General features: G+C 70.8%; 11 protein-coding genes. 4 read left to right on the plus strand and 7 right to left on the minus strand.

Annotation, left to right across the window (positions count from 1 at the left end):
• Positions 1-30: 30 nt before the first annotated feature.
• Positions 31-1,056, minus strand: a complete 1,026-nt coding sequence (locus tag KBY19_RS13095; protein ID WP_099884352.1) for an ATP-dependent 6-phosphofructokinase — start codon at positions 1,054-1,056, stop codon at positions 31-33.
• Positions 1,057-1,465: 409 nt separating this feature from the next.
• On the opposite strand from KBY19_RS13095, the gene pta reads away from it, so the two are divergent.
• The 3 genes from pta (at position 1,466) to pyk (ending at position 6,409) form a co-directional block, all read left to right on the plus strand.
• Positions 1,466-3,625, plus strand: a complete 2,160-nt coding sequence (pta, locus tag KBY19_RS13100) for a phosphate acetyltransferase (protein WP_099884350.1) — start codon at positions 1,466-1,468, stop codon at positions 3,623-3,625.
• A gap of 83 nt (positions 3,626-3,708) precedes the next feature.
• Entirely contained in the window at positions 3,709-4,917 is a 1,209-nt protein-coding gene (locus KBY19_RS13105; protein WP_099884349.1) for an acetate kinase, read from the plus strand.
• 70 nt (positions 4,918-4,987) lie between these two features.
• Positions 4,988-6,409 carry a pyruvate kinase gene (pyk, locus tag KBY19_RS13110; RefSeq protein WP_185018170.1) on the plus strand — a complete coding sequence of 474 codons (1,422 nt, stop codon included), beginning with the start codon at positions 4,988-4,990 and terminating at the stop codon, positions 6,407-6,409.
• A gap of 96 nt (positions 6,410-6,505) precedes the next feature.
• On the opposite strand, the gene KBY19_RS13115 is transcribed toward pyk, so the two are convergent.
• From KBY19_RS13115 to KBY19_RS13130, 4 genes are all read right to left on the minus strand, one after another.
• Positions 6,506-7,948, minus strand: a complete 1,443-nt coding sequence (locus KBY19_RS13115) for a hypothetical protein (protein WP_210965804.1) — start codon at positions 7,946-7,948, stop codon at positions 6,506-6,508.
• On the minus strand, positions 7,938-8,522 hold the full coding sequence (locus KBY19_RS13120) for a DUF6114 domain-containing protein (protein WP_099884343.1): 585 nt from the start codon (positions 8,520-8,522) through the stop codon (positions 7,938-7,940). Before KBY19_RS13120 ends, KBY19_RS13115 begins: the two co-directional genes overlap by 11 nt.
• Before the next feature lie 118 nt (positions 8,523-8,640).
• Entirely contained in the window at positions 8,641-9,258 is a 618-nt protein-coding gene (locus KBY19_RS13125; protein ID WP_099884341.1) for a DUF6230 family protein, read from the minus strand.
• A 684-nt stretch (positions 9,259-9,942) separates the two neighbouring features.
• Positions 9,943-10,905, minus strand: a complete 963-nt coding sequence (locus KBY19_RS13130) for a tetratricopeptide repeat protein (protein WP_185018168.1) — start codon at positions 10,903-10,905, stop codon at positions 9,943-9,945.
• A gap of 200 nt (positions 10,906-11,105) precedes the next feature.
• Between KBY19_RS13130 and KBY19_RS13135 the strand changes: the two genes are divergently transcribed.
• Entirely contained in the window at positions 11,106-11,792 is a 687-nt protein-coding gene (locus KBY19_RS13135) for a TetR/AcrR family transcriptional regulator (protein ID WP_099884338.1), read from the plus strand.
• Between the two features lie 20 nt (positions 11,793-11,812).
• Here KBY19_RS13135 and KBY19_RS37215 read toward each other — a convergent pair whose 3' ends face one another.
• Together KBY19_RS37215 and KBY19_RS13140 are read right to left on the minus strand one after the other, a co-directional pair.
• Positions 11,813-11,944, minus strand: a complete 132-nt coding sequence (locus tag KBY19_RS37215) for a hypothetical protein (RefSeq protein ID WP_280635150.1) — start codon at positions 11,942-11,944, stop codon at positions 11,813-11,815.
• On the minus strand, positions 11,919-13,247 hold the full coding sequence (locus KBY19_RS13140; RefSeq protein WP_099884336.1) for an OFA family MFS transporter: 1,329 nt from the start codon (positions 13,245-13,247) through the stop codon (positions 11,919-11,921). Before KBY19_RS13140 ends, KBY19_RS37215 begins: the two co-directional genes overlap by 26 nt.
• Positions 13,248-13,269: the final 22 nt, after the last annotated feature.

Consider the following 13,269-nt stretch of genomic DNA (forward strand, 5'->3'; position numbering starts at 1 on the left):
GCGATACGCCCGATGCTGCGGAACCGGCGCTCAGAAGACCGCTTCGGTCTCGTCCATCCGGTCCTGCGGGACCCGCTTCAGCTCGGAGACGGCGTCCGCGAGCGGGGCCATGACGATCTCGGTGCCGCGCAGGGCCGTCATCCGGCCGAAGTCCCCGCGGTGGGCGGCCTCGACGGCGTGCCAGCCGAAGCGGGTGGCGAGCACCCGGTCGTAGGCCGTGGGCGTGCCGCCGCGCTGGATGTGGCCGAGGATGACCGGCCGTGCCTCCTTGCCGAGCCGGTGCTCCAGCTCGACCGCGAGCCGGTTGCCGATGCCGGCGAAGCGCTCGTGACCGTACTGGTCGATCATGCCCTTCTCGTACGGCATGGACCCCTCGGCCGGGTGTGCGCCCTCGGCGACGCAGATGATGGCGAACTTCTTGTTGCGGGCGAACCGCTCCTCGACCATCTTGGCCAGGTCGTCGACCTCGAAGTTGCGCTCGGGGATGCAGATGGCGTGGGCGCCGGCCGCCATGCCCGCCTCCAGGGCGATCCAGCCGGCGTGCCGGCCCATGACCTCCACGACCATGACGCGCTGGTGGGACTCGGCGGTGGTCTTGAGGCGGTCCATGGCCTCGGTGGCGACGCCGACGGCCGTGTCGAAGCCGAAGGTGCGGTCGGTCGCGGAGATGTCGTTGTCGATGGTCTTGGGGACGCCGACGACCGGCAGCCCGATCTCGGCGAGCATCCGCGCCGCGGTCAGCGTGCCCTCGCCGCCGATGGGGATGAGCGCGTCCAGACCGAGGCGGTCGATCAGCTCCTCGGAGTTGTTGCACGCCTCACGCAGCCGGTCGCGCTCCAGCCGGGCCGAGCCGAGGATGGTGCCGCCACGGGCGAGGATGCCGCTGACGGAATTTATGTCCAGGGGGCGGTAGCGGCCCTCGAGCAGGCCCTTGAATCCGTCTTCGAAGCCGATGACCTCGTCGCCGCGGTCGTGTACGGCACGGTGCACGACGGATCGGATCACGGCGTTGAGACCGGGGCAGTCTCCGCCTGCGGTGAGGACTCCGATGCGCATGGGGTTCGCTTCTCCTGCTGAAGTAGATGCCCGCCCGGGGACGGGCCGCTTGGGCACGGTCGGACCTCACTGTCCGGGGGTGCCGCTGGTCCGTGTGAGCCGGTGCGATTGTTTCACGTCTTGAACGCGAGGGCATGGGTCCCGCCCAGCATCCGGACCCCCTGGCTCCGGCCCCGCAGCAGTCGTGCGGCGGTCGTACGGCGGGGGTGCCGCGGTCGTCGCCGCTGCCCTTGGGCCCCCTCCTCCGGGCCCGGTGCCCGGGGTCGCGGATCGCACTCCTGGCGAGCGGCATAGCCAGAAGCGCAGGTATTGTCAAGGGTATAGCCATACCCTTACGGGTGCTTTCTGGGCAATACCGCTCAAGAACCCCCCCAAGGCGATCTCGACCGCGACCCGGAGGAGACAGCGCGTGACGCGCAGCGTGTACGTGACCGGCATCGGACGCAGCGACGGCCGACAGGTCGTCGAGCTGGGCGTCATGGAGCTCCTGACCCGGCAGGTCGATCGCGTCGGGGTGTTCCGTCCCCTGGTGCACGACGGGCCCGACCGCCTGTACGACCTGCTGCGCAGCCGCTACCGGCTCAGCCAGCCCGCCTCCTCGGTCTTCGGTATGAGCTACGAGGAAGCGGCGGCGCTCCAGGCCGAGCAGGGCACGGACGAGCTGATATCCCGCCTGGTGGACCGCTACCACCAGGTTGCCGACACGTACGAGGCCGTACTCGTCCTCGGCACCGATTTCGCCGACACCGGGCTGCCCGCCGAGCTGGCCCTCAACGCGCGGCTCGCCAACGAGTTCGGTGCCGCCGTGCTGCCGGTGGTCGCGGCCCGCGACCAGTCCCCCGAGGCGGTGGTCGCCGAGGTGCGCAACGCCCACCACGCCTACGCCTCGCTGGGCGCCGACCTGATCGCCATGGTCGCCAACCGGGTGGCCGACCCGGAGGCCGCCGCCGCGGTGCGCGGGCTGGCCGAGCGGCTGCCGGAGCCGGTGTTCGTGCTCCCGGAGGAGCCCGCGCTGGCCGCGCCCACGGTCGCCCAGGTCAAGGAGAGGACGGGGGCCGAAGTGCTGCTCGGCGACCACGCCGGGCTCTCCCGCGACGTCCGCAACCTGGTCTTCGGCGGCGCCCACCTGCCCGCCTTCCTGCCCGCGCTGACCGAGGGCTGCCTGGTGGTCACACCCGGCGACCGCTCCGATCTGATCATCGGTGCGCTGGCTGCCCACTCCGCGGGCTCCCCCGCCATCGCCGGTCTCCTGCTCACCCTGGACGAGCGCCCCGGCGAGCAGACGCTGGCGCTGGCCTCCCGGCTGGCGCCTGGCACGCCGTTGCTCGTCGTACCGGAGGGCTCCATGCCGACCGCGGACGCGCTGCTGTCGCTGGAGGGCAAGCTGACCGCGGCCACCCCCCGCAAGGCGGAGATCGCGCTGGGGCTGTTCGAGACCCATGTGGACACCGCCCGGCTGTCCGAGCGGCTGTCGGTGGAGCGCAGCGAGCGGGTCACGCCGATGATGTTCGAGCACGAGCTGGTGGAGCGCTCGCGCGCCGGGTCCTCGAAGCGACGCCACATCGTGCTGCCGGAGGGCACCGAGGAGCGGGTGCTGCGCGCCGCCGAGGTGCTGCTGCGCCGCAACGTCTGCGACCTGACGCTGCTGGGCGAGCCGACGGTGGTCCGCAAGCGCGCCGCGGAGCTGAGCATCGGCCTCGACCTGCCGGCGGACGACGAGACACCGGCACAGCCCACCACGGGCGCCGGCGGGGCCACCGCGCGAGTCGTCGATCCCCAGACCTCCCCGCTGCGGGAGCGCTTCGCCGAGTCGTACGCCAAGCTGCGCGCCCACAAGGGCGTCACCTACGAACTCGCCCACGACGTGGTCTCCGACGTCTCGTACTTCGGCACGATGATGGTCCACGAGGGGCTGGCCGACGGCATGGTCTCCGGCGCCGTGCACTCGACGGCGGCGACGGTCCGCCCCGCCTTCGAGATCATCCGCACCCGGCCGGACGCCTCGATCGTCTCCTCCGTCTTCTTCATGTGCCTGGCCGACCGGGTGCTGGTCTACGGAGACTGCGCCGTGGTACCCGACCCGGACGCCGAGCAGCTCGCGGACATCGCGATCCAGTCGGCCACCACCGCGGCACGGTTCGGGGTGGAGCCGCGGATCGCGATGCTGTCGTACTCGACGGGCACCTCGGGCTCCGGCGCCGACGTGGACAAGGTGCGGCGGGCCACCGAGCTGGTCCGTGAGCGCCGCCCCGACCTGCTGACGGAGGGACCGATCCAGTACGACGCGGCCGTGGAGCCCTCGGTCGCCGCCACCAAGCTGCCCGGCTCCCGGGTGGCGGGGCAGGCGACCGTGCTGATCTTCCCGGATCTGAACACCGGCAACAACACCTACAAGGCCGTGCAGCGCTCGGCAGGGGCCGTCGCCGTCGGTCCCGTGCTCCAAGGGCTGCGCAAACCGGTCAACGACCTGAGCCGGGGCGCCCTGGTGCAGGACATCGTCAACACCGTGGCGATCACGGCCGTCCAGGCGCAGGGCGACGACCCGGTGCCCGGCGGCCCGGTCGGCTGACCCCCTTCCGGTTTCCCCGGTATCCCCGGCCCCCGTCCCCGATCGGTTCCCGAACCCCGCCCCCGTAGAGAAAGCCCCTTGCTGTGAGCCCCACCCGGATCCTCGTCCTCAACTCCGGCTCGTCGTCGGTGAAGTACCAGCTGATCGACATGGCCGACCGCACCCGGCTGGCCGCGGGGCTCGCCGAGCGGATCGGCGAGGAGACCTCGGCCGTCTCCCACCAGCCGCTGGCCACCGGCGGCGAGCCGCGCACGCGCGAGGGCCGGCTGGCCGACCACGACGCGGCGCTGGGAGCCATCGCGGACGAGCTGGCCGCCGACGGGCTCGGCCTGGACTCCCCGGACCTGGCCGCGATCGGCCACCGGGTGGTGCACGGCGGGCTGAAGCTGACCGCGCCGACCGTGGTGGACGACGTGGTGCTCAAGGAGATCGAGCGGCTGGTCCCGGTGGCGCCGCTGCACAACCCGGCCAACGTCACCGGCATCCGTACGGCGCAGCGGCTGCGCCCGGACCTGCCGCAGGTCGCGGTCTTCGACACCGCCTTCCACTCCACGATGCCGGAGCACGCGGCCCGCTACGCCATCGACACGGAGACCGCGGACGCGCACCGGGTGCGCCGCTACGGCTTCCACGGCACCTCGCACGCCTACGTCTCGCGCAGGGCGGCCGAGCTGCTGGGCAAGGACCCCGCCGAGGTCAATCTGATCGTGCTGCACCTGGGCAACGGCGCCTCGGCCTCCGCCGTGCGCGGCGGGCGCTGCGAGGACACCTCCATGGGTCTGACCCCCTTGGAGGGCCTGGTGATGGGAACCCGGTCCGGCGACATCGACCCGGCGGTGGTCTTCCACCTGGGCCGGGTGGCCGGGATGGACGTGGACGAGGTGGACGAGCTGCTGAACAAGCGCAGCGGCCTGCTGGGGCTGTGCGGCGCCAACGACATGCGGGAGATCCGCCGCCGGGTGGACGCGGGCGACGCGGCGGCCACCCTGGCCTTCGACATCTACATCCACCGGTTGCGGAAGTACATCGGCGCCTACTACGCCGTACTGGGAAAGGTCGACGCCGTGGTGTTCACCGCCGGCGTCGGGGAGAACGCGGCGCCCGTGCGCGAGGCCGCCGTCGCGGGCCTGGAGGAGCTGGGCCTGGCGGTGGACGGCGAACTCAACGCGGCGGGCGGGAAGGAAGCACGGCTGATCTCGCCCGAGTACGCGAGGGTGAAGGTGGCCGTCGTACCGACCGACGAGGAACTGGAGATCGCAGAGCAGACCTACGCGCTGGTCGCCCCGAGCTGAGCGGCCCTGACGCCCGGGGGAGCCGCCCCCGAATCGTTCAGTACCTAAACAAAACGATAGGATCGCCACCATGCGCCGTTCCAAAATCGTCTGCACCCTGGGCCCCGCCGTCGACTCCTACGAACAGCTCAAGACGCTGATCGAGGCGGGTATGAACGTGGCCCGCTTCAATATGAGCCACGGCTCCCACGCCGAGCACGAGGAGCGGTACCACCGCGTCCGCAAGGCCGCCGAGGAGACGAGCCGCGCCGTCGGTGTGCTCGCCGACCTGCAGGGGCCCAAGATCCGGCTGGAGACCTTCGCCGAGGGCCCCGTCGAGCTGGTCCGCGGTGAGGAGTTCACCATCACGACCGAGGACGTGGCGGGCGACAAGACCATCTGCGGCACCACCTACAAGGGGCTGCCGGGCGACGTCTCCAAGGGCGACCCGGTGCTGATCAACGACGGGAACGTCGCACTCCAGGTCGTCGAGGTCGAGGGCCCCCGGGTACGCACCATCGTCATCGAGGGCGGTGTCGTCTCCGACCACAAGGGCATCAACCTGCCCGGCGCCGCGGTGAACGTACCGGCGCTGAGCGAGAAGGACGTCGACGATCTGAAGTTCGCGCTGCGGATGGGCGCCGACATGATCGCCCTCTCCTTCGTGCGGAGCGCCTCGGACGTTCGCGACGTGCACCGGGTGATGGACGAGGTCGGCCGCCGGGTACCGGTCATCGCCAAGGTCGAGAAGCCGCAGGCCGTCTCCAACATGGAGGAGGTCGTGCTGGCCTTCGACGGCGTGATGGTGGCCCGCGGCGACCTGGCGGTCGAGTATCCGCTCGAGCAGGTCCCGATGGTGCAGAAGCGGCTCGTCGAGCTGTGCCGCCGCAACGCCAAGCCGGTGATCGTGGCGACCCAGATGATGGAGTCCATGATCACCAACTCGCGGCCCACCCGCGCGGAGGCCAGCGACGTCGCCAACGCGGTGCTGGACGGCGCCGACGCGGTGATGCTCTCGGCGGAGTCCTCCGTCGGGCAGTACCCCATCGAGACGGTCAAGACGATGTCGAAGATCGTGCAGGCCGCCGAGGAGGAGCTGCTGGGCCGCGGCCTCCAGCCGCTGGTGCCGGGCAAGAAGCCGCGCACCCAGGGCGGTTCGGTCGCCCGCGCGGCCTGCGAGATGGCCGACTTCCTCGACGGCAAGGCCCTCGTCGCCTTCACCAAGTCCGGTGACACGGCGCGGCGGCTGTCCCGCTACCGCGTCAGCCAGCCCATCCTCGCCTTCACCACGGACTCGGCCACCTGCAACCAGCTGACGCTGAGCTGGGGTGTGGAGACGTTCGTGGTCAAGCACGTCGACCACACCGACGAGATGGTCGAACTGGTCGACGCGGAGCTGCTGCGCCTGCAGCGCTTCGAGACGGGCGACACCATGCTGATCACGGCAGGCTCCCCGCCCGGCGTCCCCGGCACCACCAACATGGTCCGCGTCCACCACCTGGGCACCGCCTGATCCGGCTCCGGACAGACGAAAAGGCCCGCACCCTGGCAGGTGCGGGTCTTTTCGTGAGGGGGTTGTTCGCGGGTCGCCGCCGACTGCCGCCGCGGCTTACTTGCTGACGTACTGGTGCAGTCCCGGCACCGTGAGGGTGCCGCCGAACTGCCCGGCCTGGGTCACCGAGACATCGGTGAAGTAGGCGAACGGCACATTGATCGGCGGCGGCGTCTCGGGGGAGAAGGTGATCGGGATCAGCCCGAACAGATTGCCCTTCAGCTCCTCGGTGTACATCGTCACCTTGCCGCCGCGGATGGTGGAGGTGGAGCCCTCGGCCGCCTGCACGTGGTAGGTGACGCCGTCGGCCTTGACGGTCTGGTGCAGGTCGCCGATGTCCAGCGCGTCGGCGGTGAACTTGAGGGCCTGCTTGGTCTTGCCGTTGGGCATCTTGATGTTGACGACGCCCTCGTAGTCGAGGCCCTTGAGGGTGAGGGAGGAGGCTTCCAGGTACCAGGGGTCGTACGGGATCTGCGCGGGGGTCTGTTCGTCCTTGCCCTCGACGCTCATCTTCTCGGGGCACGGGAACGGCTTGCCCGCGTCCTTGGCGGGGTCGTAGTCGCGTGCGGTGCCGTCCTTCTTGTCGGCACCGGGGCCCTCGGAGTCCTTGCCGCCCTTGTCGCCCTTGTCGCTCTTGCCGTCCTCGCTGTCCTCGGCGGACGTGCCGGGCTTGTCGTCCTTCTTCGCGGACCGCGAGTCAGAGCCCGCCTCGGGGCTGCCGGCCTTCGGCTCGCCGCCGCCGCTCTTGCGGCTGCCGCTGTCCGAACCGCCGCTCGGCGCGGAGGACTTGTCGCCGTCCCCGGAGCCCGAGTCGGAACCGGAGCCCGTCGAGGGGCTGGGGGTGGCGGAGGGTTCGTCGGCGGGCTCGTCCTTGTCCTTGTCGGGGTCGAGGACACCATCGAGCGTCTTGCCGACCCCCAGCGGGTCGTACCAGGGGTTCTCCTCGTCGTCCTGGGAGCCGGCCGAGCCGTCGTCGGAGCCGGTGGACGGCGAGGGCGACGGGGCGGGCTTCGCACTCCCGGAGGAGCCGCTGGAGCGCTCGGAGGGCGTCGTGTCGCCGGGCTTCTCGCCGGAAGCGCCGCCCTCGGCCTTCTCCTTGGCGTCGTCGGCGCCCTTCCCGGCCTTCTCGGCGGCCTCCTTGGCCGCCTTCTCGCGCTTGGCCTGCTCGCGGGCGAGGTCCTCCTTGAGCTTCGCCGCCCGCTCCTTGCGCTCCTGCTTCTCCTTCTCGGTCTCCTGCTGCTCCGAGATGGAGACGCAGGAGTCGCCCTTGAACGGATTCTTCGGGAGCGGCTTGGCGTTGGCGAGCTGCGGAGTGAGGCCTACGCCCATCAGGACCGCCGACGGCATCGCGGCCAGGGCTATCGCCTTGCCGGCGGGCAGATGGAACCGGGTCAGCAGCGGCTTTCTGGGGGCCGCGTGCCGGGGACCGGTTCTCCCCCGGGCGCCGGGCGCGGCGTCGGTGCGCGCGCCCTCCCCCTCGTGGACCTCGTCACCCGGCACGGTGCCTCCCGTTCCCGTCGTCCGCGTCGACCCCGTGCAGGGGGGACGCTCCAGAGACTGCTGTGTTGTCGCTCGCCGGCCCCGGCCCGGCGTCCGTGGCGGCGTCCGCTGCGGGGTGCTCGGCCTGCTCGACACGGTCGGCGGGCTCGACCCGTGCGGCGGGTTCGGCCTCGACCGGCTTGCCCGGAGCCCAGGAGACGCCCAGCGCACCGCCGATCAGTCCGAGCAGGAAGCCGACCAGGAAGGCGCCGAAGTTGGACACGACGAGGGAGACCAGCGCGAGCAGGATCGCGGCAACGCCCGCGAACACCCGCGAGTGGGGCTGGAACCACATGGTCAGCCCGAGGACGACCAGCAGGACGCCGATGATCAGCGAGCCCGCGCCCGCCGTCGTCGACATCCGGATCGTCAAGGACCCCAGGGTGAGGTTCTGGTAGGGGACGTACATGATCGGGATGCCGGCCAGCAGCGTCAGCATCCCGCCCCAGAACGGGCGCTGGCCGCGCCAGTGCCGGAAGGACTGCCGCTTGTGGCCGAATCCGGTCGTCAGACTCTGTCGCGTGTCGGCGCTCATGGGTACGGGGCTCCTCGGAACTGGCACAGAACTTGCTTGTGTGGAGCGGACCCTACGGGTGCGGAGTGCGGGAGACGGAGCGGGCGTCCCCGTTCTCCGCACCCGAGGGAGGCTCACGTCAGTAGCACTCGTGCTTGCCCTTCTTGACGCTCATGTGCAGACCACTGAGCTTGAAGGTGCCGGCCGTGGTCGCCCACGCGCGCTGCTTGACGTCGGTGAAGTGGACGCTCTCCGCCTGCTGGGAGAACGAGCCCTTGGCGTAGCTGTCGCCCTTGTGCGGACCAGGACCCTTGGTGGTCTTGTCCACGCTGACGCCGATGTCGATGTTCTTGAACGTCGCGTTGGTGTGCAGATCGTCGGCGTCGATGTAGAGCTTCTTGGCCGCGACACGGGGGCCGCCCGCACGCCCGGCGCTGAGCTTCATCGACACGTCGCCGAAGACCGGCACCGGGACGACGACCGACTGGCAAAGGTTGCGTATCTTCGCCGAGTTCATGCCGACGACAGCGACGGCCTTCTTGCCCTTCTCGGTGCTGTCGAGGGCGCCGTACTGAACGAAGCCGGTACCGTCCAGCTCGTCCGCCGTGACCTTGAACTGCTGGCCGGAGACGCTGAACGACGCCGCCAGCGCACCCTGCGAGAGGGCGACGCCGATCGCTGCCGTAGCGGCCACGCTCGGCACCATGACGACGGCGAACCGCTTCCATCTGGTCCCGCCACGAGCCAGGGACTCCATGACTTTCCTCCTTCTCGGACGTACATCTCCGGCTCGGAGAGCCGTGCCGCCTGTCTCAGCGGGCCGCTCCTGCCGTGGGGGTACCTCCCGGCCACGGGGCTGGGGAGGGAGACGAGCTACGTCCTCGGAACGGAGAACGCCAACGTCGTACGTGCCGTTCTCACGCACGTCACGTCCGAGCTGCCGGCGATCACCCCCGAGCGACAACCACGGGCCACGCTCTCGCGCAACCTTGCTTTTGTAAGGACAGGCCCTGCCGTGGAGCAGGGACCCCCCTGTCCTGAGGACCGGCGAGTGGAAAGGGTGTGTGGTGGTGCGGGTGGTGCGGTGCCGGTCCGCTCGGTGGGGACCCATCGTCGCGCGCGCCGAATGGCTGCCGGGCTGCGGGCGATGGACCGAGCGTGGCCGATCGTGGTCCATCTGAGCCCGCCGCACAAGGGGGTTCGTTACTTACGAGTAACGGCTGGATAACCCCAGGGCCGCCAGGGGGTGTCGCCCGGCGACGGAGGGTCGCGGAAGGGGTGGGGCTGCAAGCCGCATCAACCGGGCAAGCCGGGAGGATTCCGCGAGATGTCGTAACCATGAGTAACGGCGACCGCGATTGCCAAGTTTTGGCAAAGCGCGGCCGCCGTTGTCGCTAAATCAATGAGTGGCGACGCGTGTGTGACCGCCGGTACGGGCAGGTCAGAACAGCGCGCGAGCGAGTGCCGCACGCGCGGTGACCACGCGCGGATCCTCCGGCCCGATCACCTCGAACAGCTCCAGGAGCCGCACCCGCGCCGCGTCCCGGTCCTCACCGGCCGTACGCCGCACCGTGTCCACCAATCGCCCGAAGGCGTCCTCCACATGGCCCCCCGCCATGTCCAGGTCCGCGACCTTCAGCTGCGCGGCCACGTCCTCGGGCCGGTCGGCGGCGTCCTTGCGGACCTGCCGGGCGTCCATGTCCTGCACCCGGGAGAGGAGTTCGGCCATCGCCAGGCCGACCTTCGCCTCCACGTTCGCGGGCTCGTCCGCCAGCTTGTTGCGGTACGCCTGGATCGCCCCGGGCAGATCGCCGGAGTCCAGCGCCTGCTGCGCGGCGGCCAGCACCGGGTCCTCCGGCGCCTGCGGCTCGGCGGGCTGCTCGGCGGCCTCACCCTCCTGCGGGACGCCCTGCAGGCCCGTGATGCCGAACCGCTGCTCGGCCACCTGGACGAGCTGATCCAGCGTGGCGCGGATCTGCTGCTCGGGAGCCGCCCCCTGGAACAGCGGCAGCGCCTGCCCGGCCACCACGGCGAAGACCGCCGGGATGCCCTGGACACCGAACTGCTGCATCAGCATCTGATTCTGGTCGACATCGATCTTGGCCAGCAGCAGCCGGCCCGCGTACTCCTGGGTGAGCCGCTCCAGAACCGGTGAGAGCTGCTTGCACGGCTCGCACCACTCCGCCCAGAAGTCGATGACGACCGGCACCTCGGCGGAGCGCTGGAGCACCTCCGCCTCGAAGTCGGCCTCACCGACGTCGATCACCAGACCCGACGGTCCCGGCGCGCCGTCCCCCTGCGCCGCCCGGGCCCGATCCTGTTCCGCCTTCTGCTTGGCCTCACCGGCCGCCTTCACCGCGGCGAGGTCGACCACACCGCTCATGGACATGTTGCGTGGCTGCATGGGTCCAGTCTCCCCCCTTCGCGCGGCCGTGTGTGCAGTGGTCGCCAGGTCCCCACCCGGCGTGTGATTGTCGCGGGGGTCATTCCGCTACGGCTCGTAGCGTAACTTGTGCGGCCCACGCTCCCGCAAGGCCGTCCCACCCCGGCATCCGGTGATCCACCTCACGATGCACAAGTCATACCGATCGGTAGGGTCGGCCCATGGCCGCGCCCGACCCCCTGTCCTCCCCACAACGCCGCGGACGTCCGCGAAGTGCCGCGGCCGACCGTGCGATTCTCGCCGCGACCCGGGCCGCGCTGGTCGAGGTCGGCTGGAGCAGACTGACGATGGGCGAGGTCGCCCACCGCGCCGGAGTCGCCAAGACGACCCTCTACCGGCGCTGGGCCGCCAAGAGCGAACTCGTCCTCGACGCGGTGGCCGTCCTCTTCGACGAACTGGAACTGCCCGACCGGGGCTGCCTGCGGGCGGATGTGGAGGGCGTCGTGCTCTCCTTCGCGGCCCTGCTGCGCCGGCCGGAGACCAAGACCGCGCTGATGGCCGTCCTGGCCGAGTCCACCACCGATCAGGGGCTGCGGGCGCGGATCCGCGAGGCCATCGTGGACCGCCAGAAACGGCTGGTACTCGACGGTCGGTCCCGGGCGCAGCAGCGCGGAGAGCTGCCGCCCGATCCGCCCGACGCGGCCGAGACCGCCCGGGTGGTGGACCTGATCTTCGATGTGATCGCGGGAGCGGTGGTGCACCGGTCACTGGTGAGCGACTGCCCCGTCGACGAGGCGTGGGCCCGGCAGTTCGCCACACTGCTGCTGGAGGGGCTGAGCACCGTCTCGTCCGCGCCCGGCGGCGCCTCCGAAGGCGATACGCAGCCCGACGAGCAGCCACGGGGCTGAGAAGGCGCCGAGCGGCCGCCTCAGCCGGTGAACAGCTGGGTCGCCTTCCTGACCAGTTCGTAGACGCCGTACGCGAGCGGCAGGCCCACCCAGCACCACGACAGCACGATCAGGCCGGTACGCCGCTCAGACGGACTGCCGCTGCTGGACATCGGGCTCCTTCCGCAGATGGTGACGTTCGTGCACGGGCCTGACCAGTTCGTTGGCCACGAAGCCCACCAGCAGGAGCGCGATCATGATGGTGAGCGACAGTCCGTACAGACCCGGGCCGCTCTTGCCGGCCGACTCCTGGGAGTCGGCGACCCAGTTGACGATCAGCGGGCCGAGGATCCCGGCGGTGGACCACGCGGTCAGCAGCCGTCCGTGGATGGCGCCGACCTGGTAGGTGCCGAACAGATCCTTGAGGTACGCCGGGACGGTGGCGAAGCCGCCGCCGTAGAAGGAGAGGATCACCAGCGCGCAGAGGACGAACAGCGGCTTGGAGGAGTCGCCGAGCTGGGCGATGGCCAGGTACATCAGGGCGCCGACGCCCAGGTAGACCCGGTAGATGTTCTTCCGGCCCACCAGGTCGGAGGTCGCGGACCAGCCGATGCGCCCCACCATGTTCGCCGCCGACAGCAGCGCCACGAACCCGGCCGAGGCGGCGGCCGAGACCGGGGTCGAGGTGTCCGCGAAGAAGTCCGTGATCATCGGTGCGGCCTTCTCCAGGATGCCGATCCCGGCGGTGACATTCATGCACAGCACGATCCACAGGCACCAGAACTGCGGGGTGCGCAGCGCCTGCCGGGCCGAGACCTGCGGCCCGGACGTGGCCGCCGACGCGACCGACGCGCCCGCCCCCTCGGTCCGGTCGGGCGCGGGCACCCGTACCAGCAGCACGCCCAGCGCCATGAAGACCGCGTACACCAGGCCGTGGGTGAGGAACGCGGCGGCGATGCCGCCGGGGCCGCTTCCGTAGGACTCCAGCATCTGCGCCGACCACGGCGAGGCGATCAGCGCGCCGCCGCCGAAGCCCATGATGGCGATGCCGGTGGCCGTGCCGGGCCGGTCGGGGAACCACTTGAGCAGGGTGGAGACGGGCGAGATGTAGCCGATGCCGAGCCCGACCCCGCCCACGCCGCCGTAGCCGAGCACGATCAGCCAGTACTGCTCGCTCCAGGCCCCGAGCGCGGAGAGGAGGAAACCCGCGGAGAAGCAGCACAGGGCCACCGTCATGGCCCAGCGCGGCCCGTTCCGTTCGACCAGGGTGCCGCCGAACGCGGCGGACAGGCCCAGCATCACGATGGCCAGTTGGAAGGGCAGCGCGCTCTGCGTGCCCGACAGCTGGAGGGCCTCCTCCAGCGGGGGTTTGAACACGCTCCAGGCGTACGCCTGGCCGATCGACAGGTGCACCGAGAGTGCGGCGGGCGGCACCAGCCACCTGCTCCAGCCGGGCGGCGCCACAGGAGGTGTCATGGTCAAGAACGTTAAAGTTTGA

The organism is Streptomyces sp. B15 (assembly GCF_018070605.1).
In the GTDB taxonomy this organism is placed as follows: Bacteria; Actinomycetota; Actinomycetes; order Streptomycetales; family Streptomycetaceae; genus Streptomyces; species Streptomyces smyrnaeus.